We start from the raw sequence: 23247 nt of genomic DNA, 5'->3' as shown, positions 1-23247 counted from the left end.
TAGGCAGGTGGCGCGCGTCAGCCCATGGAGGCGACGCCGGAGGCGTACGAGGTGTCGCAGACGGGCCGGGCGAACGACTGGGCCTTCGTGGGGCCGTACGCGTCCACGGCGGCCCGCCCCAGCGCCCGCGCGATCCCCACGCAGTGCTCGGCGAGCGACGGCCGCCGGTTCACCTCCTGCTGGAGGTGGGTGAGCACGTCGTCCGGCCGCCCGCCCTGCTGCAGCTCACCGACGAGCTGATCGCGCAGCACCTCGTGCGCGGCACGCGGCTTCGCGGGGACGGAGACGTCCTCGGCGGAGGCGGTCAGGACCTGGGAGGACGAAGTGTCCGCCCAGGGGACCATGGTGACCGCGAGGGTCCCGGACAGGACCAGGACGACGGGCAGGACCAGGGCGAGGGAACGGCCGATACGGCGGGCAGTGTGGGTCACGAGGGCGAGAGTAGCGCTCGGTGAAGATTTGGCGACATTTAGTCACCCTGTCGGGGGATGGTTCGACGTGGTTTTTCGAATTAAGGGTTGACGGTCGGGGTCGAATGGCCCGGTCTGCCGGGGTTCCTGCCATGCGCCCCGACGGGCGGCGGACGGGCAACGGACGCCGGAGGGGCGCCCCTTGACGGGACGCCCCTCCAACGACCGCGAAACCTGCGGGAGCTGCTAGGCCGAGAGCCGCTCGCCGGAGGAGGTCGAGAAGACGTGGATCTCGTCCGCGCGCGGCACCACGTGGAGGTTGGAGCCCTTCTCCGGGACCTGGCGGCCGCCCACGCGGACCACGAGGTCCTGCGAGCCCTCGGCGGAGGTCGTGGAGCCGTAGACGTAGCCGTCGGCGCCGAGTTCCTCGACGACGTTCACGACGATGGTCAGACCGCCGGTCTCGGCGACGTCGAAGTGCTCCGGGCGGACGCCGACCGTGACGGTGCGGTCGCCCGCGTCGGCCGCCGCGGACAGCGCCTCGCGGGACACCGGGACGACGCTGTCGCCGAACTTCACACCGCCGTCGGTGATCGGGACCTCGACCAGGTTCATGGCCGGCGAGCCGATGAAGCCGGCGACGAAGAGGTTCGCGGGGCGGTCGTACATGTTGCGCGGGGTGTCGACCTGCTGGAGCAGCCCGTCCTTCAGGACGGCCACGCGATCACCCATCGTCATGGCCTCGACCTGGTCGTGGGTGACGTAGACGGTGGTGATGCCGAGGTCGCGCTGGAGCGCCGCGATCTGCGTGCGGGTGGAGACGCGGAGCTTGGCGTCGAGGTTCGACAGCGGCTCGTCCATGAGGAACACCCGCGGCTTGCGCACGATGGCGCGGCCCATGGCGACGCGCTGGCGCTGACCGCCGGAGAGCGCCTTCGGCTTCCGGTCGAGGTACTGGGTGAGGTCGAGCATCTTCGCCGCGTCCTCCACCTTCTTGCGGATGGTGGCCTTGTCCTCACCGGCGATCTTGAGCGCGAAGCCCATGTTGTCGGCGACGGACATGTGCGGGTAGAGCGCGTAGTTCTGGAACACCATCGCGATGTCCCGGTCCTTGGGCGGCAGGTGCGTGACGTCGCGGTCGCCGATGCGGATGGCGCCGCCGTTGACGTCCTCCAGGCCGGCCAGCATGCGCAGGGAGGTGGACTTGCCGCAGCCGGACGGGCCGACGAGCACGAGGAACTCGCCGTCCTGGATCTCCAGCTCGAGCTGGTCGACAGCGGGCTTGTCGCCGCCGGGGTACAGCCGGGTCGCCTTGTCGAAAGTGACAGAAGCCATGGTGATGAATCCCTTCTACCGGCAGGAACGTGCCGGACGATCCGAGTGGAAGGAAGAATGGGTCTAGTCCACTAGATGGACTTCCGCTCGACGCTACCCGCCCGGACGGCTCCTGTCAGCACCGGGAAGGTGTCGAATTTCGCATTACGCGATGTGGGCCGCTGTGTAGAGTGAGGGCGGTTGCGCCTCCTTAGCTCAGCTGGCCAGAGCAACGCTCTTGTAAAGCGTAGGTCGTCGGTTCGAATCCGACAGGGGGCTCCGAGGAAGTACACCAGAGGCCCTGTCGTCCTAGCGGACGGCAGGGCCTCTGACCGTTCGGGGGCTGTCCGACAGGGGAGGCGGGAATGGCCGCGCGGTACGTCGTCTCACCGCACGGGGGCCGGCGCGCCCACCGGGACATCACCTCCGCCCTCGCCGAGGCGGCCCGGCGCGGGCGGGCGGCGGTGATCGAGATCGAGCCCGGGCACTACGAGGAGACGCTCACAGTCCGCGGCGAGGTCCGCCTGGTCGCGGTCGGAGGACCCGGCTCGGTCGTGGTGGCACGGCCCCGGGGCGCCGTCCTCAACTCCTTCGCGCCGGCAGTCGTCCAGGGCCTCGTACTCGTCGGCCGGGACGCCGACGTGGTGGGCTGCCACGCGGGGACGCTGACGCTGGAGCGGACCGGGATCCAGGCCTACGACGGTGTCGCGCTCCACGCCCGGCCGGGCACCTCGGTGACGCTGCGGGAGAGCACGGTCCTGCACGGCCGGGTCCTGCTCGCGGGGGCCGCCGGGCTCGTCGAGCGCTGCCGGTTCACCGACGCCGCGGACAACGCGCTCGCCGTGATCGGCGGTGGCCGGCTCTCGCTCCTCGGCAGCCGGATCGAGGGCAGCCGGATCCACGGGGTCCGCGTCAGCGGCGGGCAGGCCCGGATCGAGGGGTGCGTGCTGACCCGCACCGGGATGGCCGCGGTCCTCGCCGGCGCGCAGGCGGAACTGACCGTGACCGACTGCCTCGTCGAAGCCGTGGAGGCGGAGGGCATCGCCTACATCGAGCAGTCCCGGGGCCGCGTGGAGCGCACCCGTGTCGTCGGCGCGCAGTTCGGGATCGCGGTGGCGAGCGGCGCCGACCCGGTGGTGCGCGACTGCGTGCTCACCGGCTGCCGTGATACCGGCCTCGACATCAACAACGGCGGCCGCGGCCGGTTCGAGAACTGCGACGTCTCCGGGGCGGGCAACGTCGCCGTGCACGTGACCCGGGGCGGCGCCCCGGAGGTCCACGGCTGCCGTGTCGCCGACGGCAAGGTCGGTGTCGCGGTCACCGAGGGCGGCCGGGGCCGGTTCACCCGGATCGAGGTCCGGGACCTGACCAGCGCCGCCCTGCGGGTCCACGACGAGGCCACCGCCGTCTTCGAGCACGTCACGGTGGAACGCTGCCCGTCCGGGCTGGAGACCAAGGGGAACGGCGGCACGCAGGCCGAGGTCACCGACGGGGTGATGCGGGACGTCGACATGGCCGCGGTGACCGCTCTCGGGCAGACCTGGGTGACGCTGCGCCGGCTGTCGGTGGAGCGGGCGGCGCTGGCCTTCGGCGCAGGGGAGGAGGCCCAGTTGCTCCTGCACGACTGCCGGGCCGAGACGGTGACCACCGGCGGGGCGGCCGCCTTCGGCAGCGCACGGGTCGTCGCGCGGAACCTCACCGTGACCGGCAGCGACGGACTGGGCGTCTTCGCGAGGGACTCCGCCCGGCTGGAGGTCGTCGGCGCCACCCTCGCCGACTGCGCGGTGAGCGGCGCGAGTTTCGTCGACCGCGCCGGAGGCCGGCTGGAGGACTGCTCCGTGACGGGGACCGGGCAGCTGGGCGTCCTGCACAACGGTCTCGTCGACCTGACCGGGCTGCGTACGTCGCTGCCGGTGCTCGAAAAGGCGGTGCGGACCGAACCGGACCCGACGGTCGTCCACCACCACTACGAGGGACCGGTCTTCAACGGCCCGGTCCGCGATGTCCAGCTGGCGTGGAACAACGTCCACGCCGTCCTGAACCAGACGACGAACGAGGACGGTACCCGCACATGAGCGATCAGCAGCAGAACGCCGACCGGTCCGGTCCGGTCTTCCACGGAGCCGTCTCCGGAGCCCAGTTCGCCTGGGGCAACGACAGCGTCACCCAGAACCAGCAGAACAACACCGCGCCCCCGCCCGGCGCCGAGGCCGCTGCCGCCGTCGCCGCCCTCGCCGCTCTCGTCGCCGACCTGCTGCGGCAGCTCCCCGGGGCGGGTCTGCCCGACCGGGACCGTGAGGACGCCGAGGCCGCCGCCCAGGACGTCCTCGCGGAGGTCGCCGGGACGGGCGAGCCCGACCAGGGGCGGCTGCGCCGCGCCCTGGCCGCGCTCAAGGGAGCCCTGGCACCGGTGGCGACCGGGGTGGTGGCCGGGACGGCGGTGGGGGCGCAGGAATGGGCCCGGACGGCGATCGAGGGCCTGACCTCGGCCGTCTGATCAGTGGCGGCCCGAGATCCGGTCGGCCAGGCGGGCCAGCCGGGTGGTCGTCGGGCGGTGGGTGGTGCTCTCGTGGCGGTCCGCCTCGCGGTAGGCGGCGTAGAGGGCCTGGACGCCGAGCCAGCGGAAGGGTTCCGGCTCCCAGCGGCGGACGCGGTGGTCCACCCAGGGCAGGGTGGTCAGTTCGGTGGACTCGCCGAGGACCAGATCGCGCAGGGTGCGGGCCGCGAGGTTGGAGGTGGCGACGCCCGAGCCCACGTAGCCGCCCGCCCAGCCCAGGCCCGAGGCGCGGTCCAGGGTGACGGTGGCGCACCAGTCGCGGGGCACGCCGAGCACACCCGACCAGGCATGGGTGATCTCCGTACCCGCGAGCTGCGGGAAGAAGGAGGTCAGCAGGGTGGTCAGGGCGGAGACGGTGGCCGGTTGGGTGCGGCCGTCTTGGTCGGTGCGGGAGCCGAAGCGGTACGGAACCCCGCGGCCGCCGATCGCGATGCGGTCGTCGGCGGTGCGCTGGGCGTACATGTACGCGTGGGCCATGTCGCCGAGGAGCGTGCTGTCCGACCAGCCCAGCCGGGACCAGGTCTCGGCGGGGAGCGGGGCCGTCACGATCATCGAGGAGTTCATGGGGAGCCATGAGCGCTTCTGGCCCTTGAGGGCGGCGGTGAAGCCTTCGGTGCAGCGCAGTACGTAGGGGGCGCGGACGGTGCCGTACGGGGTGACGGCGCGGCGCGGGGCGATCTCGGTGACGGGCGTGGACTCGTGGATGACCACCCCGAGGGCTTCGACGGCGGCGGCCAGGCCCCGGACCAGCTTCAGGGGGTGGATGCGGGCGCCGTGGGGGCTCCAGCTGGAGCCGACGGCGTCGGCGATGTCGATGCGGGCGCGGGTGGCGGGGGCGTCGAGGAGTTCGCGGTCGGTCTCGCCGAAGGCGGCCTCGTGGGCGTGGAAGGCCTTCAGGCGGGCGAGCTGGGCGGGGGTGCGGGCGACTTCGAGGACGCCGCCGCGGTGGATGTCGGCGTCGATGCCTTCCTTGACGGTGACGTCGATGACCTCGGTGACGGTCTCGTTCATGGCCTGCTGGAGGCGGCGGGCGGCCGGCCGGCCGTGGAGGGCGGCGTAGCGGTCGCGGCCGGCGATGCCGTTGTAGAGCCAGCCGCCGTTGCGGCCGGAGGCGCCGTAGCCGCAGAACTTCTGTTCCAGGACGGTGATGCGGAGGTCGGGGGCGGCGCGCTTGAGGTAGTAGGCGGTCCACAGGCCGGTGTAGCCGCCGCCGACGATGACGACGTCGGCCGTGGTGTCGGCGGTGAGGGGTGCGCGGGGTGGGGTGGCCGGGGTGCCGGTTCGCTCGGACGCGTACCAGAAGGAAATACCGCCGTTGATCGTCATGGGGGATTTGGTACACCTCGCTCCGGGAGGGTGTCCAGGGACGAGGTGTCGTGGTTCGGGGCGGTTGGGGTGGCCGTATGCCGGATGTTTCGGCGCGGGCCGTGTGCCGGGCGCGGGCCGTGTGCCGGGCGCTGCCCGGACCCGCGCCTCAAACGCCCGCGGGGCTGAGTGCGCGGGCCTGTCGGTTGGTGGCGGGGTGGGGTGCCGGGGCGGGGTGTCTCCTCGGCTCGGCGCGTGCGGGTTTGTCTCGGCTGTGCGCGGTGGTTGCGCGCTCGTCCTGCGGGGACACCCCGCCCCGTCCCCCCACCCCTCACGCCGTCGAAGCCCACAGGGGGATGGAAGCCGCGCTGTCGGAGCCCCGCCCCACCCTTTGAAGCCCCGCCGGCGATTGAGGCGCCCCACCTCGGCAGGAGGGATCCGTGCCGCCGAGCCGACCGCAGGGCACCCCGCACGGGGGATCCGTGTCAGTGGGGTGGTTCACGATGGGGGGATGGCGCGCAAAGGACAGCAGGGGCAGCAGACGGTGAAGGCGGCGCGGCGGCCGGAGCTGAGGCTGCCCGAGCTGACGGTGTGGGACGGGGCTGAGCTGGAGCCGGACGGGGACTACGACGGGCTGGAGTTCGCGGATCTCGACCTGGCGGGGCAGGAGGGGATCGGGGCCCGGTTCATGGACTGCGCGGTGCGGCGGTGTGCGCTGGACGAGGCGGGGCTGGCGAAGGCGCGGGTCCTGGATTCGGTGCTGGAGGGGGTCCGGGGGGTGGGGACGGACCTGTCGGGGGCCTCCCTGCGGGACGTGGAGGTGGTGGACGCGCGGCTGGGCGGGGTGCAGCTGCACGGGGCGGTGCTGGAACGGGTGATGGTTCGCGGGGGCAAGATCGACTACCTGAACCTGCGGAAGGCCCATCTCAAGGACGTGGTCTTCGAGGGGTGCGTGCTGGTGGAGCCGGACTTCGCGGGAGCGGTGCTGGAGCGGGTGGAGTTCCGGGACTGTGCGCTGCGGGGGGTGGATTTCAGCGGGGTGCGGATGGCGGACGTGGATCTGCGGGAGGCGTCCGTGCTGGAGATCGCGCGGGGGGTGGAGGCGCTGGCCGGGGCGGTGATCAGTCCGGCGCAGCTGTTGGACCTGGCCCCGGCGCTCGCTTCCCAGCTGGGGGTGCGGGTGCTGGCGTAGCCCCGCCGGGTGCGGCGCCGTTGCCGGGGCGCTCCCCCAGCTACCGCTGTTCCCTGGCGGGGCTGAGAGGAAGGGTGGGGAGACTGCGGCGAATGGCCGAGTGGGAGGGTGCCCGGGCGGGTGGGGTGTCTAACGTCGCAAGCAGACACATCGGTGCATGAGGCCTGTGGAGGTGCCATGTCCCATCGGGGCCGCCGGCTGGCGGGCGCCTGCGCCAGTGCGGTCGCCGTCGGCCTGCTCGTCGTGTGGGCCGTTCTGGGCACACCGCCGCCGCGGCACGGGGCCGGGGGCAGCGCAGGGACCGAGGGCGAGGGTGCCGGGACCGCCCTGGGCGCCTATCTCCACTACGGCTCGCCCGGCGTCGAGCGGATGGAGGAACTCTCGAGCTGGCTCGGCGGTACCGAGCTGCGCGCCGGGCACACCTATCTGCCCGGCGACACCTGGGAGAACATCGAGGGGGCACCCGATTCCCTGCGCACCTGGGCGCGGTGGCGCAACGAGCGGGCCGATCGGCTGTTCGTCCTGAACGTGCCCATGCAGGAGCGCAACGAGGCCGGTGTCCCCGACGGCCGGGTCGCGGAGCTGATCCGCTCCGGCGCCCAGGGGGCGAATGACCACCACTTCCGGCAGCTGGCCCGGCGTCTGGTCGACCTCGGGGTGCCGGACACGGTGATCGTCCTCGGCTGGGAGATGAACGGCTTCAACTACACCCACCGGTGCCGTCCGGATCCCGAGAACTGGAAGACGTACTGGCGGCGCATCGTGGCCGCCATGCGTTCGGTGGAGGGGCAGCGGTTCCTTTTCGACTACGCCCCCAACCGCGGGAGTGACGCGATCGCCTGGACCAGCTGCTATCCCGGCGACGACGTCGTCGACGTCGTCGGTATGGATTCCTACGACCAGGAGCCCGGCCGCACGTTCGACGAGCAGGTCACCCAGCCCTACGGACTCCAGCAGCAGGTCGACTTCGCGAAGGCGCACGGCAAGCGGATCTCGTACCCCGAATGGGGGCTGTTCCGGCACGGGGACAATCCCGAGTACGTGCGGGGCATGCTGGCCTGGTTCGCCGAGCACAAGCCGTTCTACCAGAGCATCACCGACTACTGCCCGCACGGCGTGTGGCAGTGCGGGCAGAATCCGCGCTCCACAGAGGTGTTCCGGGAGTTCCTGTCCGGCGGACGGCTCTGACTACGCCGGGACGCGGGGGAAGCGGGCCTGGAGGGTCCAGATGGCCGGGTTGTCGGCGAGGCCGTCGTGCATGTCGATCAGGTCCGCGATGAGGTCGTGCAGGAAGTCGCGGGCCTCGCGGCGCAGCAGGCGGTGGCTGAAGGTCAGCGGGGCTTCCTCGGCCGGCATCCAGTCGGCTTCGACGTCGACCCAGCCGAAGCGGCGCTCGAAGAGCATGCGGTCCGTGGACTCGGTGAAGTCGAGTTCGGCGTACTGACGGTTGGCGGAGCGGTTGCCGCGGGGGTCCTTGTCGAGCTGTTCGACGATGTCGCACAGGGCCCAGGCGAAGTCCAGTACGGGTACCCATCCCCAGGCTGTGGACACTTCCCGGTCCGCGTTGGTGTCGGCGAGGTAGACGTCCCCGCAGAACAGGTCGTGCCGCAGGGTGTGGACGTCCGCGGAGCGGTAGTCGGTCTGCGGGGGGTCCGGGAAACGCCGGGAGAGGGAGTAGCCGATGTCGAGCACGTAGCTGATGGTGTCACGGGTGCCGGGGGCGTTCACCTCCGGTGTCAGGGCAGGAGTCGCTGTTCCTTGGCCACGGAGACGGCGCCCGCGCGGGTGTCGACGCCGAGCTTGTCGTAGATGCGGCCCAGGTGGGTTTTGACGGTGGCCTCGCTGATGAACAGGGCGCGGGCGATGTCGCGGTTGCCCAGGCCCCGGGCCAGCTGGCCGAGGATGTCGAGTTCGCGGTCGGTCAGGGTGGGGCGGGTGCCGCGCATGTGGGCCATGACCCGGCTGGCCACAGGTGCGGACAGGGTGGTGCGGCCCTGGGCCGCGGAGTGGATGGCGGCGAAGAGCTCCTCCGGGCGTTCGGCCTTGAGGAGGTAGCCGGTGGCGCCGGCGCCGATCGCGCGGGTGATGTCCGCGTCGGTGTCGTAGGTGGTGAGGACCAGGACGTGCGGGGGCCGGGGGAGGGCCGTGATGCGGCGGGTGGCCTCGACGCCGTCGATGCCCTCGCCGAGCTGGAGGTCCATCAGGACCACGTCGGGGTGGAGTTTCGCGGCGAGGGCGACGGCCTCCTCGCCGCTGCCCGCCTCCCCGAGGACCTCGATGTCGGGCTCGCTGCCGAGCAGGGCCAGGAGTCCGGCGCGGACCACCACGTGGTCGTCGCAGAGGAGGATCGTGGTCATGGGGCCGGCTCCAGGGGGATGGCCGCGGAGAGGACGGTGCCCTCGCCCGGCGTGGATTCGATCGTCAGGGTGCCGCCGAGCTGGCGGACGCGGGCCCGCATGGCCGGGAGGCCGTGCCCACGGTCGGCGGCGTCGGCGCGGGGGTCGGTGAAGCCGTGGCCGTCGTCGGCGATGTCCAGGACGACCTGGTCGCCCAGGAAGCTCAGGGTGAGTGCGGCCGTACGGGCGCCGGAGTGCTCGCGGACGTTGGCCAGCGCGCCCTGGGCTATGCGCAGCAGGGCGGACTGGACGCGGTCGGGGAGCGGGGCCGGGGTGCCTTCGAGGTGGAAGCGGACCTCGATGTCCGGGCCGGCGTCGAGGGAGCGCAGGGCTTCGGCGAGGCCGGCGCCGTCGGCGAGCTCGGGCGGGGCCAGGTCGTGGACGAGCCGGCGGGCCTCGGCGAGGCCGTGTGCGGCGATGCCGGTGGCGGTACGGACGTGCGCGCGGGCGGTGGCCGGGTCGGTGTCCCAGGTGCGGTCCGCGGCCTGGAGCAGCATCTGCTGGCTGGACAGGTTCTGGGCGAGGGTGTCGTGGATCTCCATGGACAGCCGCTGCCGTTCGGCGAGGGTGCCTTCGCGGCGTTCGGTGGCGGCCAGCTCGCGGCGGGTGCGGATCAGGTCGTCGATGAGGGTGCGCTGGGCCTGGGCCTGGCGTTCCATGTGGACGAAGACGGCGGTGGCGAGGGCGGCGACGGCGGGCGGGGCCAGGAGGAGGTTGGGGTCGAAGGACTTGGCCAGCTGGAGCTGGGCGATCACCACGAAGCCCGTGAGGAGGGCCACGAGGACGATGGCGGCGCGTGGCGGGAGGGTGCGCAGCGCGGTGAAGAACAGCGGTACGGCGCACCAGGCGAAGCTCGGCGCGAGGACGACCAGGACCACCCAGGTGGTGACGACGAGGCCGAGCCACAGCAGCCGCCGGGCGGTGGGGGCGGCACCGAGGGCGGGGCCGAGGACGTAGAGCAGGGCCAGGGTGACGCTGAGGGCGATGATCCACGGGGTGCGGGGTTCGCCGGGGTGGCGCAGCAGGAAGCGGAGCAGGGAGGCGCCGAGGAGCAGGAAGAACGCGGTGTGGGCGACCGTGGTCAGCGTTCGGGTGTCCGGCTTGCTGGTGGGGTGGCTCACCGGTTGCTCCTGGTGTACGGGGGTCGCGTTCATTGTCGCCTGCGGTGCCGTTGCCGGGGCTTCACCCCGGACCCCGCGCCTCAAACGCCGGCGGGGCTGGAAGAGCGGGGCTCCGCCCCGGACCCCGCGCCTCAAACGCCGGCGGGGCTGAGGGAGCGGGGCTCCGCCCCCGGCCCCGCGCCTCAAACGCCGGCGGGGCTGAGTCTTTCCGCGCCGGAGGCGGGCCGCATCGACCGATCGGATGACCCTCGGGTCAGCCGGTGGGGTGGGTGGGGCGAGCCGGTACGGGGACGGGGTGCGGGGGGTTGCGGGCCGAGGCTTGGAGCAGTGAAGGAGCCGGTCCGACCGGCCCGGACCGACCCGATGCCGACCCCGTGCCACCGTGCCCCCGTTCTCAGGAGCAGAGATGAACACCCGCACCCGCGTTCTCACCGGTACCGCCCTCGCCGTCGCCCTGGGCGCCGGAGCCTTCGGTGCCGTGAGCGCCAGCGCGACCCCCGCCTCCGACGTCGCTTCGGCGTCCGTCGCCTCGGTCTCCTCGAAGAAGGACGCGCCGGCCGACAAGAACTTCACCACGACCACGCACCTCACCATCGACGCCGCGACCCGCGCCGCCGAGGCCGCCCTGAAGGCCGCCGAGTCCGAGAACCAGAAGGTGACGGTCGCCGTCGTCGACCGCAACGGCAACACCATCGTCACCCTGCGCGGCGACGGCGCGGGTCCGCAGTCCTACGAGTCGGCGCAGCGCAAGGCCTTCACCGCCGTGTCCTGGAACGCCCCGACCTCGGTGCTCGCGGGCCGGCTGGCCCAGACCCCGAACCTGAAGGACATCCCGGGCACCCTCTTCCTCGGTGGCGGCACCCCGGTCCAGGCGAACGGCGCGCCCGTCGCCGGTGTCGGTGTGGCCGGTGCCCCGAGCGGTGACCTGGACGAGAAGTTCGCCAAGGCGGGCGCGGACGCGCTCGGCAAGTAACCCGCCCGGCCGGCCCGCCTAGGATCGAGTGCGTGGAACCCCGTGCTCTCTCCCGCCTCGCCGCCCCTGCCGTCGCCGCCCTGCTCGCCCTCACCACGGGGTGTACGGGGGACCCGGTGCAGGGGCGGCCGGGTGCGTCGGGGCTGCGTGATCCGTATTTCCCCCGGGCCGGGAACGGCGGCTACCAGGTCGACCACTATGCGCTGGACCTGGACTACGACCCCGCCGACGGGCAGCTGCACGGTACGGCCGTGATCACCGCCCGCGCCGAGCAGGCGCTCAGCTCCTTCAACCTGGACTTCAGCGGCCTGGACGTCGAGGGCGTGACCGTCCAGGGCGAGGGGGCCCGGTACAACCGGACCGGCAACGAGCTGACCGTGCGCCCCGCCGAGGACCTGGAGAAGGGCGAGGTCTTCCGGACGGAGGTCGACTACAGCGGGAAGCCGAAGCCCCTCGCGGATCCGGACGGCTCCAAGGAGGGCTGGATCACCACGGAGGACGGCGCGGTCGCCGTCGGCGAGCCGGTCGGTTCGATGACCTGGTTCCCCGGCAACCACCACCCGAGCGACAAGGCCGCGTACGACATCACCCTCACGGTTCCGCGTGGCTACGAGGCGGTGTCGAACGGCGAGTTGCGCTCCCGTACCGAGGACGCGGACGGGCGGACCGCCTTCGCATGGCACAGTCCGGAGCCGATGGCGAGCTATCTGGCGACCGCCGCCATCGGGCCGTACAAGGTGACGACCGGGCGGACGCCCTCGGGGGTGGGCCTCTACAGTGCCGTGGCGCCCGGGGAGGAGGCCGCGAGCACCGGTCCGCTCGCGCGGCTGCCGGAGATGGTGGAGTGGGGCAGCGGCCGGTTCGGCCCGTACCCCTTCGCCACGGCGGGCGCGATCGTGGCGCCCGCCGGGACGCTCACCTACGCGCTGGAGACCCAGGGCCGGCCCGTCTACTCCGGCGCGCCCAAGAACGAGGAGCTCGTCGTGCACGAGCTCGCGCACCAGTGGTTCGGCGATTCGGTGTCGCCGAAGTCCTGGAAGGACATCTGGCTCAACGAGGGTTTCGCGACCTACGCGGAGTGGCTGTGGGCCGAGGACCACGGCGGGCCCACGGCGCAGCGGCACTTCGAGGCGTTCCTGGCCGGGGACACGGACGTGGACAAGGATGCCGGTGTCGACTGGGACGCCTTCCCGCCGGCCTCCCCGCCCGGGCCCGAGGAGATCACCGCGGCCCCGGTGTACTACCGCGGCGCGATGGTCCTGCACCGGATCCGGCAGGAGGTGGGCGACGAGAAGTTCTTCGCCCTGGTGCGCGGCTGGGCCGCCGACCACCGGCACGGGAACGCGAGCACGGCCGAGTTCACCGCCTACGCCGAGGAGAAGACGGGGCACGACCTGAAGAAGGTCTGGGACGTGTGGCTGTACGGGAAGGACCGCCCCGCGTAAGGGCCCGGTCCCCTACGGGGCTTCGAGGGGCTTGCGCAGCACGGTGCAGTCGCGGCCCATCTCGCGGTCCTTGGACCTGCGCAGGGTGACGTACCCCTGGGACTGCCAGAAGGCGAGGGCCTTGGGGTTGTTGTCGAGTACGGCGATGCGTACGCCCGCGCGTCCGGCGGCGCGGAAGCGGTCCTCGACCAGGGTGGCGACGGCGCGGCCGTATCCCTCGCGGTGTGCGGTGGCGTCGATGAGCAGCAGGCCGATCCACGGGTCGGGGTCGTCGTCGGCGGGTGCCTGCGCGAGGGTGGCGGCCAGTCCGACGAGGCGGCCTGCGGAGCGGGCGAGGAGCACCTCGGCGCTGTCGTGGGCGAGTTCACCGGCGAGCGCGGCGGCGACCTGTTCGACGGTGATGCGGTCCGGGTCGGGGAAGTCTCCGCTGAGTTCGAAGAACGCGTGGTTCGTCGAGTAGAGGGCGGCGATCTCGGTGAGTACCGGGCCGGGAAGGGCGCCGTCGATGGGGACGAGGGGTTGCAGGATCACCTGTCGAACGGTAGCGAAGCCCCCCTCCCCGGACGGCCGGGAGGGGGCTTCACCAGCGCTGGTGTCCGGCGGGTGCCGGACCTGGCGGTCTTAGACGTTGACGCCGAAGTCCTGCGCGATGCCGGTGAGGCCGGAGGCGTAACCCTGGCCGACCGCGCGGAACTTCCACTCGGCGCCGTTGCGGTAGAGCTCGCCGAAGACCATGGCGGTCTCGGTCGCCGCGTCCTCGGAGAGGTCGTAGCGGGCGATCTCGGCGCCGCCGGCCTGGTTCACGACGCGGATGTACGCGTTGCGGACCTGGCCGAAGTTCTGGCTGCGGGCCTCGGCGTCGTAGATGGAGACCGGGAAGACGATCTTGTCCACGTCGGCCGGGAGGCCGGCGAGGTTGACGTTGATGGCCTCGTCGTCGCCCGCGCCCTCGCCGGTGCGGTTGTCACCGGTGTGAACGATGGTCTGGTCCGGGGTGGACTTGTTGTTGAAGAAGACGAAGTGGCCGTCGGAGACGACCTTGCCCGTCGCGTTGACGGCGATGGCCGAGGCGTCGAGGTCGAAGTCGACACCGGTGGTCGTACGGACGTCCCAGCCGAGGCCGACCGTGACGGCAGCGAGGCCCGGGGCCTCCTTCGTGAGCGAGACGTTGCCGCCCTTGGACAGGCTGACAGCCATGGGAATGTCCCTTTCCTCATCCAACATGCACGTACAGGCGGTCAAACTACCGCTGCCCCCTATAACGCGACGAGAGGCCGGTCGGGTTCCCGTCGTGAATGGTCCGTGACGGCGAATCTCCGCGGGCCGGACGGGACGGGCGGTAAACCGGACGGGACGGGCGGTAAATACGGGTGACGGCGGCCGCGCCGGGGGCGGATCATAGGGGCATGCCTGGTCCTTATGTCATCCGCGGTTCGGTCGTGCTCCCCGAGGGAGAGCTCGCCTGGCGCTTCTCGCGGTCCTCGGGGCCCGGCGGTCAGCACGTGAACACCTCGGACTCGCGCGCGGAGCTGCTGTTCGACCTGGCTGCCACCAAGGCGCTGCCCGAGGTGTGGAAGGAGCGGGCGCTGGAGCGGCTCGCGGGGAGGCTGGTGGACGGGGTGGTGACCGTCCGGGCCTCCGAGCACCGCTCGCAGCTGCGCAACCGGGAGATGGCGCTGGTCCGGCTGGCCTCGCTGCTGGCCGAGGCGACGGCGCCGCCGCCGAAGCAGCGCCGGGCGACGAAGATCCCGCGCGGCATCAACGAGCGGCGGCTGCGCGAGAAGAAGGCACGGGCGGAGACCAAGCGCGGCCGCACGGGGCGGGACTGGTAGCCCCGTCCGTGCCCGTCTTACGCGCCTCGGGATGCCTGCGAGCGCCACGAGCCCCGGGTGCCTTACGCGCCCAGGTGCCGGTAGCGCCCGCGGAAGTACGTCAGCGGCTGCCCGTCCGGGGACGGCAGGCCGGCCGTCAGGACCCGGCCGACGACCAGGGTGTGGTCGCCCGCCTCGACGCGGTTCTCCGTACGGCATTCCAGGGTGGCCAGGGCGCCGCTCAGCAGGGGTGCGCCGGAGGCCTCGCCGCGTACGTACGGCAGGTCGGCGAAGAGCAGCCGGTCGCTGATGCGGCCCTTCATCGCGAAGCGGCCCGCGACCTGGAGCTGGTGGTCGGCGAGGACCGACACCGCCCACAGGGGCTGCTCCGCCAGCAGGTCGTCCATCCGGGAGCCCTCGCGCAGGCTCACCAGGACCAGGGGCGGGTCCAGGGACACGGACATGAAGGCGGTCGCCGTCATGCCGACGTCCTCGCCGCGCGGGCCGTCCGCCGTCAGCGGGGGCTCGTGCGCGGTGATCAGGCACACGCCCGCCGCCAGCCGGGCCATCGCGGCCCGGAACTCGTCATTGCTCACTCCCTCAGCATGGGGGGTTCCGTGGGACGGGGCGGGTACGGGGGTCGTCTTCAGCACGCTGAAACGCTAATCTCGCCCTTCCGCGCCGCACATCGGGCCCTGGTCCGAGTCGCGTCCCCGCCCCTTGGCCTAGGCCCGGGCGTATCGTTTGCTCACGGGAATGGGAGGGAGCGCTCCCAGCCGTGCACGAGCCCACTGCGTACCTATATTCACCTGATGTGACTTGAGTCACAGAGGGCAAGATTTGTTGACCCTGTGTACCTGCCGCACAGCTCACTGTGATTCAGTGGACGGGACACCGCAACGAAACGCCGATGACAAACCTGGAGTTGCTGTCGAGGTCTCGGGGAGAGCGAGCAATGGAGACCGAGTCGGAGCCGTACGTCCGTCTTGCGACCCTGCGGCAGCTGCACCGGGTGGTGGCCGAGCTCAATACGGCCCGGAGCCTGGCGGACACCCTGCAGACCGTCGTGGACGGCATCGTCGTGGGGCTCGGCTACGAACTCGCCTGTGTCAACCTCGTTCGCCCGGACGGTGATCTCGTCGTCGCCGCCTTCGCCGGCGACCCCGCGGCCGAGGCCCTCATCACCGGCCGCGTCGGCTCCCGCGCCTCCTGGGAACGCCGCCTGACGATGGGTGAGAACTGGGACGGACTCAGGTTCATCCCGCACACCGAGGGCTGGGTCCTCATGGAGGACGACGTCCCGCAGTGGCACACCGACGGCCCCGATCCGCGCTTCGAGGACGAGTGGCACCCCGAGGACCGGCTCTACGCCCCCATGTATGCGTCCGGCGGGGAACTTCTGGGTGTCATTTCGGTGGACAGACCGCGCAACGGCCGCCGGCCCGGCGCCTGGGGCCGCGAAGCGCTCCAGATGTACGCCTTCCAGGCGGCGATTGCGATCAGCAATGCCAGGCTCCGGGCGAACATGCAGCGCGCCCTCGTCCGGCTGGAGCGCGAGCAGCAGGCGCTGCGGGCCAGCGAAGAGTCGTTCCGCCAGGCCTTCGAGTACGCCCCCAGCGGCATGGCCATCGCCGAGATGGGCGGGGACCAGCACGGCCGGCTGCTGCGCACCAACGACGCGCTGTGCCGGCTGCTCGGCCGGCCCGCCTCCGTCCTGCGCCGCTACTCCTTCTCCGACCTGGTCCACCCCGAGGACATCGGCACCCTGCTGCGCACCTCCGCCGAGGGCGGCCGCGCCGAGCTGCGCCTGGGCCGCCGCGACGGCACGTATGTATGGGTCTCGCTGCGCAACTCCGTCGTCGCCGACGCCGCCGACGGACCCCGCTTCCTGCTCACGCACGTCGAGGACATCGAGGAGCGCAAGCGGCACGAGCTCCAGCTCGCCCACCGCGCCAGCCACGACTCGCTGACGGGCCTGCCCAACAGCGCCGAGCTGCGGGCCCGGCTCGGCGCCCGGCTGTGCCGTAGGCCACAGTCCGCACGGGCCACCGCGATCGAGGCACTGGACGCGGCCTTCGAGGGGCGCGACGGATACGACGGGCACGCGGCGCACGGGGCCGGGGGCCATGCGGCGCACGCGGGGCACGACGGGCACCCGGTGGGGGCGGAGGCGGGTGGTGCCGGTGAGCACGGGTTTCATGCGGACGGCCCCGACCGGTTCTCCGGGTCCGACCCCTTCGAATTCCCCGGCGCGCCGCCCGCCCCGTCGGACGGTCCGTACGACCACCACGTGCACACGGTGGCGCCCGCGACCGACATCGACGACGGGACGAAGGGACTCGCCGTCCTCTTCTGCGACCTGGACGGCTTCAAGTCGATCAACGACCGGTTCGGGCACCACACGGGCGACGCGGTCCTGATCGAGGTGGCCCGGCGGCTGACGACGGGCGTCAGGGACGGTGACACCGTCGCCCGGCTGGGTGGTGACGAATTCGTCGTCCTGGCCGACGGTCTGGGTGCCGCCGACGCCGCCGACCTCGCCGTCCGGCTGCGCAACGCGATCATCCCGCCGATCCGGGTGGACGGCCGTGCGGTGCGGGTCGGGGCCAGTTTCGGCATCGGCTGGGCCAGCTGCGGGATGTCGGCCGACGAGGTGCTGCGCTCCGCCGACCAGCGGATGTACATCGAGAAGAGGTCCCGTTCGAAGGCCCATCGCCGGGCGGGATGAAGCGGTCTGCCGCTCGTGGGCGCACGTGTTCGGGGTAGGCTCCCGGGGGTCGAAAGGAGTGACCTGCGATGACGACGCCCGCGAACAACGGCCCGCACGGTGGGGCGAACAAGCCCGAGGACGACGATCCGTTCGGCTATCTCTACGAGGATGGCCAGGCGGCCGGAGCCACACCGCCAGGTCAGGGCGGCGCATACGGCTACCCGGGCCCCGCGGCGGGCGGTCCTTCCGGCGCTCAGCCCGGAGTTCCCCGCACCTCCCACCACCAGGTGCGGACGGTCGGCGAGCGCCGTAACGGCGGCCAGCGCGGCCAGGTGCCCGCGCAGCAGCCCCCCGCATACCCGCAGTACCAGGCCCCGGAAGCGCTCCAGGCGGGCGGCTACGGCGTCCCGCAGCAGGCGCAGCCCCCGCAGCACCCGACGCAGACGGTCCCTCAGCCGGGCGGTCACGGTCACGGCGGCGGTGGCGGCTCCAGCCGCCGGGGTCTGCTGATCGCAGCGGTCGCGGTGGTCGCCGTGGTCGTGATCGGCATCGTCGCGGCACTGCAGTTCGGTGACAAGGACAAGGGCAAGGAACAGCCCACCGCGAACGAGGGCCAGCAGTCGGCGGCCCCCCAGAACCCGGCCACCCAGGCCCCGAGCAGCCCGAAGCCCTCGCAGGCCCCCCTGCCGAAGGCCGACTTCGCCGGCAGCGGCATGTCCCTCACGGGCGGTGCGGTGCTGCAGAACACGGTGCCGGGCGCGAAGAGTGAGGGCGGCCAGTACGTGGGCGGCCTCAACGCGCAGGGCGCGGCGGCCACCTGGTCGCTGGACGTCCCCAAGGCGGGCAAGTACAAGCTGAAGATGACCTACGGGGTGCCGGGCAAGGACGCCAACACCACGCTGACCATCAACGGCGAGGCGCAGACCCGGCCGGTCAACATGGCGAACTTCTCCAAGGCCGCCGCGGGCGACTGGGCCAAGGGCTGGACCAACACCTACTCGCTGGTGGACCTCAAGCAGGGCGCCAACACCATCAAGATCTCGTGCGAGGCGGGCAACCAGTGCGAGGTCGTCCTCGACCAGCTCTGGCTGGAGCAGGGCTGATCCGCCCCGTTCCCCGCCGGCCGGCCCCGGCTAGGCCGTCGTGATCTTCACCGACCCCCGTACCTCCTCGTAGGTGCGGGGGTCGAACGCTCCCGCCACCGGGGCCAGGACCGTGGCCGCCGAGAGGGCGACGGCGCGGGTGAGGCGGGCGGGCCAGTCCAGGCCCTCCGCCAGCCCGGACAGCAGGCCGGCGACCGCGGAGTCGCCGGCTCCGGTCGGGTTTCCGGCGAGCCGGCGGGGCGGGGCCGCCTGCCAGCAGCCCTCGGCGGTGGCGGCCAGCAGGCCGTCCGGGCCGAGGGAGGTGACCACCGCGTGGGCGCCGCGGCGGCGGGCGTCGCGGGTGGCGGGGAGCGGGTCGCGGGACCCGGTGAGCTCGGCCAGTTCGGCGGCGTTCGGCTTGATGATCTCCGGGCGGGCGGCGACCCCGCGGCGCAGGGCCTCGCCGCTGGTGTCCAGGAGGACGGGGACCCCGGCCGCGCGGGCCGAGCGCACGAGCAGCGCGTACGCGCCCACCGGCACGCCCGGCGGGAGGCTGCCGCACAGGGCGACGGCGCGGGCGCCGGGCACGAGGTCCTCGTAGCGCGCGAGGAAGCGCGACCACTCGGCTGCCGTGATCAGCGGCCCCGGCTCGTTGAACTGCGTGGTGTCGCCGGAGGCCGCGTCGGCCACGGCGACCGTGCGGCGGGTGGTGCCGGCGCAGGGCACCAGGGCGTCGACCACTCCGGGGGACTGGGCGAGCAGTCCGCGGACGACGGAGCCGACCGGGCCGCCGGCGAAGCCCGTCGCGGTCACCTCGTGGCCGAGGGCGGCCAGGACGTGCGCGACGTTGATCCCCTTGCCGCCGGCGCGTTCGGTGACGGCGGAGACCCGGTGCGAGGCGTGCGGAAGCAGCTTCGGCACTTGGTACGTGACGTCGAGTGCGGTGTTGAGCGTCACGGTTAGGATCATCGGCACTCCCGGGTCTGATGCTGCCGGGATCATGCCAAACGCAGGGCGGTCGGCCCAGTCCCGGGGCCGACCGTTTTCCCTGTGTACGGCCGCTCGGCCGTCAGATCGGCGGTCAGGAGGGCGGGTTGACGATCCATTCGCCGCGCCGCATGACTCCCGTGACGTCGAACGCGGCGTCCAGTACGACGAGGTCCGCGTACTTGCCGGGCTCCAGCGAGCCGATCTCGTCGTACAGGCCGATCAGCTTGGCCGGGTTGGCGGAGATCGCCTGGACCACGGACTCCACCGGCAGCTTGTCGAGGGTCACCGAGCGCTTGAAGGCGGTGTCCAGGGTCAGCGTCGAGCCGGCGATGGAGCCGCCCTCCACCAGCCGGGCCACGCCGTGCTTGACCTCGACCTCCAGCGGGCCCAGGTGGTAGGTCCCGTCGCCGAAGCCGGCCGCGTCCATCGCGTCGGTGATCAGCGCGACGCGGTGCGCGCCCGCGTGGTGGAAGGCCAGTTCGAGGGCGGCCGGGTGCAGGTGGGTGCCGTCGTTGATGAGCTCGACGGTGATCCGCTCGTCCTCCAGCAGCGCGGCGATCGGGCCGGGTTCGCGGTGGGCGAGGGGCGGCATCGCGTTGAAGAGGTGGGTGGCGACGGTCGCGCCCGCGTCGATGGCGGCGCGCGTCTGCTCGTACGTGGCGTCCGTGTGGCCGATCGCCGCGATGACCCCGTGTTCGGCGAGCAGCCGTACGGAGTCCAGGCCGCCCGGCAGTTCGGTGGCGAGGGTGAACATGCGGGCGGCGCCGTGCGCGGCGTCGATCAGCTTGCGGACCTCGGCCGGGTCGGGGTCGCGGAGCAGGTCCTCCTTGTGGGCGCCCTTGCGGCAGGGGTTGATGAACGGCCCCTCGAAGTGGATGCCGGCGATCTCGCCCGCTTGCGTCAGCTCGGCGAGCAGGGCGGCGCGGCGGGCCAGTTCGTCCAGGTCCCCGGTGACGGTGGAGGCGACCAGGGTGGTGGTGCCGTGCTCGCGGTGGGTGCGGACGCCCCTCAGGACGTCCTCGGCGGTGCCGGAGGTGAACGAGGCGCCGCCGCCGCCGTGGTTGTGCATGTCGACGAAGCCGGGGACGATCCAGTGCCCGGTCAGGTCGACGGTCCGCGCGCCCTCGTGGGCGCTGCCTGCGATCCGGTCGCCGTCGACGATGACCCTGCCGTTCGCCACCGTTCCGGTGGGCAGCACCACCCTGGCGCCCGAAAGAACAGTGCTGTGCGCGCTTCCGGACATCAGGCAGGTACCTCCGTGGCGAGTAGGTCCCAGGCGAGCAGCCCTGCGCCCAGGCATCCGGCGGTGTCCCCGAGGGCAGCCGGAACGATGTGGGGGAGCCGCTGGAACGTCACGCGCTCCTCCACGGCCGTCCGTAGTGGTGTGAACAAGGTCTCCCCGGCCTCCGCCAGCCCGCCGCCGATGATCAGCGTGCGCGGGTCCAGCAGGGTGATGGCGGTGACCAGTCCGTCGGCGAGGGCGCCGACGGCGGCCAGCCAGACCTCCCGGGCGCGCGCGTCCCCGGACGCGACGGCCTTGGCGCAGTCCGCGGCGTCGGCCTCCGGGTCGCCGGAGGCGGCCGCCCAGGCGCGGCTGACGGCCGCGGCGGAGGCGAGGGTCTCCAGGCAGCCGTGCTGGCCGCAGCCGCAGGCGGGGCCGCCCGGGCGCACCACGATGTGCCCGATCTCGCCCGCGTAGCCGTGGGCGCCGGCCTCGATGCGGCCGGCGATGCCGATGGCTCCGGCGATGCCGGTGCCGAGCGGGACGAAGAGGAAGCGGTCGGCGCCCCGGCCGGCGCCGATGCGGCCCTCGGCGAGTCCGCCCGTGCGCACGTCGTGGCCGAGGGCCACCGGGATGCCGCCGAGGCGGCCGCTGAGCAGCGCGCGCATCGGTACGTCGCGCCAGCCCAGGTTCGCCGCGTAGACGGCGATCCCGTTCTCGGCGTCGACGATGCCCGGAACGGCGACGCCGGCGGCCGAGGCGGGCCGTCCGAAGCGTTCCCGGCCGGTGTCGAGCAACTCGGCGGCGAAGTCCTGGATCGTCTCGACGACGGCGTCGGGGCCCCGGTCGCGGCCGGTGGCCCGGCGCGCTTCGTGGAGCAGGGTGCCGTCGCCTGCGACGAGGGCGGCCTTCATCCCGGTGCCGCCCACATCGAGGGCGATGACGTGTTTCACGGGTTTCACAGAGACAGTCTCGCGTGCTCGGCGGGGAAAGGTCTAGTCCATTGGGAGGGATTGTTGAGTGGCCATACAAATTCAGGACCCCGGTCGGGAGCCCGATGTGGACGAGCCGCCAAAGTGGTGTAGACCTTACGTGGATCGTACGTACAAGAAGGGGTGGATGGAGAACTGTGAAGGGCCGTTACCTGAGCCTGGCCGCGTCCGGCGCCGCGCTGTGCCTGACTGCCGTGACGCTGACGGGCTGCGGAGCCGTCGGCGGGCTCACCGGAGACAACGAGGTGACCCTGCGGGTCGTGGCGGCCGACTACGGGGACAATCCGCAGAACTCCTCCGAGGCGTACTGGAAGGACCTCGCCGCGGGCTTCGAGAAGGCCAACCCCGGCACCAAGGTCGAGGTCAGCGTCTACTCCTGGTCCGAGGTCGACGCCAAGGTCGCCGAGATGGTCAAGGCCGGCAAGGCCCCCGACATAGCCCAGATCGGCGCCTACTCCGACTACGCGGCCGCCGGCAAGCTGTACTCGGCGGAAGAGCTGCTCTCCGTGAAGACCGAGGCCGACTTCCTCGGGCCGCTCGCGGACGCCGGCAAGGTCAAGCAGGTCCAGTACGGCATGCCCTTCGTCTCCAGCACCCGCCTGCTCTTCTACAACGAGAAGCTGCTCGCCGACGCCGGTGTGATCGGCAAGGACGCCAAGGGCTGGCAGCCCAAGAACTGGGCGGACCTCGAAGCCGCCGCCAAGAAGCTCAAGGCGGCAGGCGTCCCCACCCCCTTCGCGCTGCCCCTGGGCCGCGAAGAGGCGCAGGCCGAGACGATGATGTGGATGCTCGCGGGCGGCGGCGGCTACACCGACAACGAGGAGTCGTACTCCATCGACTCCGCCCCCAACGTCAAGGCGCTGGAGTTCCTGCGGGACAAGATGGTCGGCCAGGGGCTGACCGGCCCCGTGGAGCCCGGCAAGCTGGACCGCCAGGCCGCCTTCGAGGGCTTCACCAAGGGCGAGGTCGGCATGCTCAACGGGCACCCGACCCTGCTCAAGCAGGCCGCGGCCAAGGGCGTGAAGTTCGGCATGGTGCCGCTGCCCACGTCCGACGGCAGCGACCAGCCCGCGATGGGCGTCGCGGACTGGGTCATGGCCTTCAAGAACGGCCACCGCCAGCAGTCCGGCAAGTTCCTGGACTTCCTGTACCAGCCGAAGAACGTGACGGCCTTCACCGAGAAGTACGACCTGCTGCCCGCCACCACCAGCGGCTACCAGGCCAAGCAGGCCGCCACCAGCGGCTCGGCCGCGCCGCTGAAGCCCTTCCTGACGGCACTGCCCAGCTCCCGGCTGTACCCGGTCGGCAAGAAGTCCTGGGCGGGCGTCAGCGAGGACATCAAGCAGAACATCGGCAAGACCGTCCAGCCGGGCGGACAGCCCGCGAAGGTGCTGGAGCAGATCGCCACCGCCGCCCGGGCGGCGGACCCGCGCTGACCGGTGGCGGCGGGCCGGGTGTCAGAGCGCGGCGTTAATCTGGCGGTATGACGGACGAGGGGCAGCTGACGGCCACGGAGGCCGCGGTGCTCGCGTACGAGGGACGCACCTGGCCCGGGCCCGGAGCCAAGGAACGCGCCATACGGGAAGGGCTGGGGATGACCCCCGTCCGCTACTACCAGTTGCTCAACGCACTGATGGACGATCCGAGGGCCCTGGCCCACGCCCCTGGCACGGTGAACCGGCTGCGCAGGATCCGCGAAGCCCAGCGAGCCCGGCGATAGCCGTAGC

22 protein-coding genes, 1 tRNA gene and 1 pseudogene are annotated in these 23247 nt (G+C 72.3%); 12 read left to right on the top strand and 12 right to left on the bottom strand.

The genetic code is table 11. The features are described 5' to 3' along the window. Positions 1–17: 17 nt before the first annotated feature. Both ACZ573_RS26370 and ACZ573_RS26365 read right to left on the bottom strand, forming a co-directional pair. Positions 18–431 carry a hypothetical protein gene (locus tag ACZ573_RS26370; protein WP_314254209.1) on the bottom strand — a complete coding sequence of 138 codons (414 nt, stop codon included), beginning with the start codon at positions 429–431 and terminating at the stop codon, positions 18–20. Positions 432–656: 225 nt separating this feature from the next. Then, positions 657–1745 carry an ABC transporter ATP-binding protein gene (locus ACZ573_RS26365; protein ID WP_471308264.1) on the bottom strand — a complete coding sequence of 363 codons (1089 nt, stop codon included), beginning with the start codon at positions 1743–1745 and terminating at the stop codon, positions 657–659. 184 nt (positions 1746–1929) lie between these two features. Here ACZ573_RS26365 and ACZ573_RS26360 point away from each other — a divergent pair. The 3 genes from ACZ573_RS26360 (at position 1930) to ACZ573_RS26350 (ending at position 4221) form a co-directional block, all read left to right on the top strand. Next, positions 1930–2003 (top strand) — tRNA-Thr (locus ACZ573_RS26360). Between the two features lie 86 nt (positions 2004–2089). Continuing rightward, positions 2090–3799 (top strand): right-handed parallel beta-helix repeat-containing protein, encoded by a 1710-nt coding sequence (locus ACZ573_RS26355; protein ID WP_471308261.1) that lies wholly within the window; start codon positions 2090–2092, stop codon positions 3797–3799. After that, a complete protein-coding gene (locus ACZ573_RS26350; RefSeq protein WP_471308258.1) occupies positions 3796–4221 on the top strand; it encodes a hypothetical protein in 426 nt (141 codons plus the stop codon). Before ACZ573_RS26355 ends, ACZ573_RS26350 begins: the two co-directional genes overlap by 4 nt. Here ACZ573_RS26350 and ACZ573_RS26345 read toward each other — a convergent pair whose 3' ends face one another. Further along, complete coding sequence (locus ACZ573_RS26345) at positions 4222–5607, bottom strand: NAD(P)/FAD-dependent oxidoreductase (RefSeq protein ID WP_471308256.1); 1386 nt, start codon at positions 5605–5607, stop codon at positions 4222–4224. It abuts the gene before it with no gap. Between the two features lie 490 nt (positions 5608–6097). Between ACZ573_RS26345 and ACZ573_RS26340 the strand changes: the two genes are divergently transcribed. After that, positions 6098–6778, top strand: coding sequence for a pentapeptide repeat-containing protein (locus tag ACZ573_RS26340; RefSeq protein ID WP_471308253.1), 681 nt, complete (start codon positions 6098–6100; stop codon positions 6776–6778). Between the two features lie 177 nt (positions 6779–6955). Continuing rightward, a pseudogene (locus ACZ573_RS26335) lies at positions 6956–7951 on the top strand (glycosyl hydrolase); the annotation flags it as partial. A 15-nt stretch (positions 7952–7966) separates the two neighbouring features. On the opposite strand, the gene ACZ573_RS26330 reads toward ACZ573_RS26335, so the two are convergent. Genes ACZ573_RS26330 through ACZ573_RS26320 form a run of 3 tightly spaced genes read right to left on the bottom strand, consistent with a single transcriptional unit; the run spans position 7967 to position 10328 of the window. Continuing rightward, complete coding sequence (locus ACZ573_RS26330; RefSeq protein WP_079405330.1) at positions 7967–8470, bottom strand: hypothetical protein; 504 nt, start codon at positions 8468–8470, stop codon at positions 7967–7969. A gap of 44 nt (positions 8471–8514) precedes the next feature. After that, positions 8515–9135, bottom strand: a complete 621-nt coding sequence (locus ACZ573_RS26325; protein ID WP_030009243.1) for a response regulator — start codon at positions 9133–9135, stop codon at positions 8515–8517. Beyond that, the gene (locus ACZ573_RS26320; RefSeq protein ID WP_471308247.1) at positions 9132–10328 is read right to left on the bottom strand and encodes a sensor histidine kinase; all 1197 of its coding nucleotides are present in this window, start codon (positions 10326–10328) and stop codon (positions 9132–9134) included. The genes ACZ573_RS26325 and ACZ573_RS26320 overlap by 4 nt, the downstream gene beginning before the upstream one ends. Positions 10329–10701: 373 nt before the next feature. On the opposite strand from ACZ573_RS26320, the gene ACZ573_RS26315 reads away from it, so the two are divergent. Next, positions 10702–11268 (top strand): GlcG/HbpS family heme-binding protein, encoded by a 567-nt coding sequence (locus tag ACZ573_RS26315; RefSeq protein ID WP_471308244.1) that lies wholly within the window; start codon positions 10702–10704, stop codon positions 11266–11268. Positions 11269–11300: 32 nt separating this feature from the next. Further along, positions 11301–12713, top strand: coding sequence for a M1 family metallopeptidase (locus ACZ573_RS26310; RefSeq protein ID WP_471308240.1), 1413 nt, complete (start codon positions 11301–11303; stop codon positions 12711–12713). Positions 12714–12725: 12 nt separating this feature from the next. Here the strand turns inward: ACZ573_RS26310 and ACZ573_RS26305 are convergent, their stop codons facing one another. Together ACZ573_RS26305 and ACZ573_RS26300 are read right to left on the bottom strand one after the other, a co-directional pair. Further along, the gene (locus tag ACZ573_RS26305) at positions 12726–13244 is read right to left on the bottom strand and encodes a GNAT family N-acetyltransferase (RefSeq protein WP_471308238.1); all 519 of its coding nucleotides are present in this window, start codon (positions 13242–13244) and stop codon (positions 12726–12728) included. Between the two features lie 90 nt (positions 13245–13334). After that, on the bottom strand, positions 13335–13910 hold the full coding sequence (locus ACZ573_RS26300; RefSeq protein ID WP_362395804.1) for a TerD family protein: 576 nt from the start codon (positions 13908–13910) through the stop codon (positions 13335–13337). A 209-nt stretch (positions 13911–14119) separates the two neighbouring features. Here ACZ573_RS26300 and arfB point away from each other — a divergent pair, with 209 nt between their 5' ends. After that, the gene (arfB, locus tag ACZ573_RS26295; protein WP_266483857.1) at positions 14120–14545 is read left to right on the top strand and encodes an alternative ribosome rescue aminoacyl-tRNA hydrolase ArfB; all 426 of its coding nucleotides are present in this window, start codon (positions 14120–14122) and stop codon (positions 14543–14545) included. A 62-nt stretch (positions 14546–14607) separates the two neighbouring features. Here arfB and ACZ573_RS26290 read toward each other — a convergent pair whose 3' ends face one another. Continuing rightward, positions 14608–15177, bottom strand: a complete 570-nt coding sequence (locus ACZ573_RS26290) for a flavin reductase family protein (RefSeq protein ID WP_471308234.1) — start codon at positions 15175–15177, stop codon at positions 14608–14610. 302 nt (positions 15178–15479) lie between these two features. Between ACZ573_RS26290 and cdgB the strand changes: the two genes are divergently transcribed. Together cdgB and ACZ573_RS26280 are read left to right on the top strand one after the other, a co-directional pair. Beyond that, the gene (gene cdgB, locus ACZ573_RS26285; protein ID WP_471308232.1) at positions 15480–17252 is read left to right on the top strand and encodes a diguanylate cyclase CdgB; all 1773 of its coding nucleotides are present in this window, start codon (positions 15480–15482) and stop codon (positions 17250–17252) included. A gap of 68 nt (positions 17253–17320) precedes the next feature. Beyond that, positions 17321–18337, top strand: a complete 1017-nt coding sequence (locus ACZ573_RS26280) for a CBM35 domain-containing protein (protein ID WP_471308230.1) — start codon at positions 17321–17323, stop codon at positions 18335–18337. A gap of 30 nt (positions 18338–18367) precedes the next feature. On the opposite strand, the gene ACZ573_RS26275 is transcribed toward ACZ573_RS26280, so the two are convergent. From ACZ573_RS26275 to ACZ573_RS26265, 3 genes are all read right to left on the bottom strand, one after another. After that, positions 18368–19285, bottom strand: coding sequence for a 1-phosphofructokinase family hexose kinase (locus ACZ573_RS26275; RefSeq protein WP_471308226.1), 918 nt, complete (start codon positions 19283–19285; stop codon positions 18368–18370). 112 nt (positions 19286–19397) lie between these two features. After that, complete coding sequence (nagA, locus tag ACZ573_RS26270; protein WP_471308225.1) at positions 19398–20549, bottom strand: N-acetylglucosamine-6-phosphate deacetylase; 1152 nt, start codon at positions 20547–20549, stop codon at positions 19398–19400. Beyond that, positions 20549–21481: an ROK family protein gene (locus ACZ573_RS26265; RefSeq protein ID WP_301374627.1), complete on the bottom strand. Its 933-nt coding sequence runs from the start codon at positions 21479–21481 to the stop codon at positions 20549–20551. The genes nagA and ACZ573_RS26265 overlap by 1 nt, the downstream gene beginning before the upstream one ends. 176 nt (positions 21482–21657) lie before the next feature. Here ACZ573_RS26265 and ACZ573_RS26260 point away from each other — a divergent pair, with 176 nt between their 5' ends. Further along, positions 21658–22956 carry an extracellular solute-binding protein gene (locus tag ACZ573_RS26260; protein ID WP_471308224.1) on the top strand — a complete coding sequence of 433 codons (1299 nt, stop codon included), beginning with the start codon at positions 21658–21660 and terminating at the stop codon, positions 22954–22956. Between the two features lie 47 nt (positions 22957–23003). Then, positions 23004–23240 (top strand): DUF3263 domain-containing protein, encoded by a 237-nt coding sequence (locus tag ACZ573_RS26255; RefSeq protein WP_030031449.1) that lies wholly within the window; start codon positions 23004–23006, stop codon positions 23238–23240. The last annotated feature ends 7 nt before the right edge of the window (positions 23241–23247 follow it).

The sequence above is a fragment of the Streptomyces sp. NPDC040545 genome, assembly GCF_055595065.1.
The sequence above is the reverse complement of the archived record's forward strand: the minus strand, read 5'-3'. Positions and strand labels throughout refer to the sequence as shown.

Bases quoted from the DNA above. Each gene is read 5' to 3' on its own strand.
- ACZ573_RS26340 (WP_471308253.1), top strand. From the start codon at position 6,098: ATGGCGCGCAAAGGACAGCAGGGGCAGCAGACGGTGAAGGCGGCGCGG.
- ACZ573_RS26255 (WP_030031449.1), top strand. From the start codon at position 23,004: ATGACGGACGAGGGGCAGCTGACGGCCACGGAGGCCGCGGTGCTCGCG.
- ACZ573_RS26275 (WP_471308226.1), bottom strand. From the start codon at position 19,285: ATGATCCTAACCGTGACGCTCAACACCGCACTCGACGTCACGTACCAA.
- cdgB (WP_471308232.1), top strand. From the start codon at position 15,480: ATGGAGACCGAGTCGGAGCCGTACGTCCGTCTTGCGACCCTGCGGCAG.
- ACZ573_RS26365 (WP_471308264.1), bottom strand. From the start codon at position 1,745: ATGGCTTCTGTCACTTTCGACAAGGCGACCCGGCTGTACCCCGGCGGC.
- ACZ573_RS26280 (WP_471308230.1), top strand. From the start codon at position 17,321: ATGACGACGCCCGCGAACAACGGCCCGCACGGTGGGGCGAACAAGCCC.
- ACZ573_RS26315 (WP_471308244.1), top strand. From the start codon at position 10,702: ATGAACACCCGCACCCGCGTTCTCACCGGTACCGCCCTCGCCGTCGCC.
- ACZ573_RS26345 (WP_471308256.1), bottom strand. From the start codon at position 5,607: ATGACGATCAACGGCGGTATTTCCTTCTGGTACGCGTCCGAGCGAACC.
- arfB (WP_266483857.1), top strand. From the start codon at position 14,120: ATGCCTGGTCCTTATGTCATCCGCGGTTCGGTCGTGCTCCCCGAGGGA.
- ACZ573_RS26355 (WP_471308261.1), top strand. From the start codon at position 2,090: ATGGCCGCGCGGTACGTCGTCTCACCGCACGGGGGCCGGCGCGCCCAC.
- ACZ573_RS26300 (WP_362395804.1), bottom strand. From the start codon at position 13,910: ATGGCTGTCAGCCTGTCCAAGGGCGGCAACGTCTCGCTCACGAAGGAG.
- ACZ573_RS26325 (WP_030009243.1), bottom strand. From the start codon at position 9,135: ATGACCACGATCCTCCTCTGCGACGACCACGTGGTGGTCCGCGCCGGA.
- nagA (WP_471308225.1), bottom strand. From the start codon at position 20,549: ATGTCCGGAAGCGCGCACAGCACTGTTCTTTCGGGCGCCAGGGTGGTG.
- ACZ573_RS26350 (WP_471308258.1), top strand. From the start codon at position 3,796: ATGAGCGATCAGCAGCAGAACGCCGACCGGTCCGGTCCGGTCTTCCAC.
- ACZ573_RS26320 (WP_471308247.1), bottom strand. From the start codon at position 10,328: ATGAACGCGACCCCCGTACACCAGGAGCAACCGGTGAGCCACCCCACC.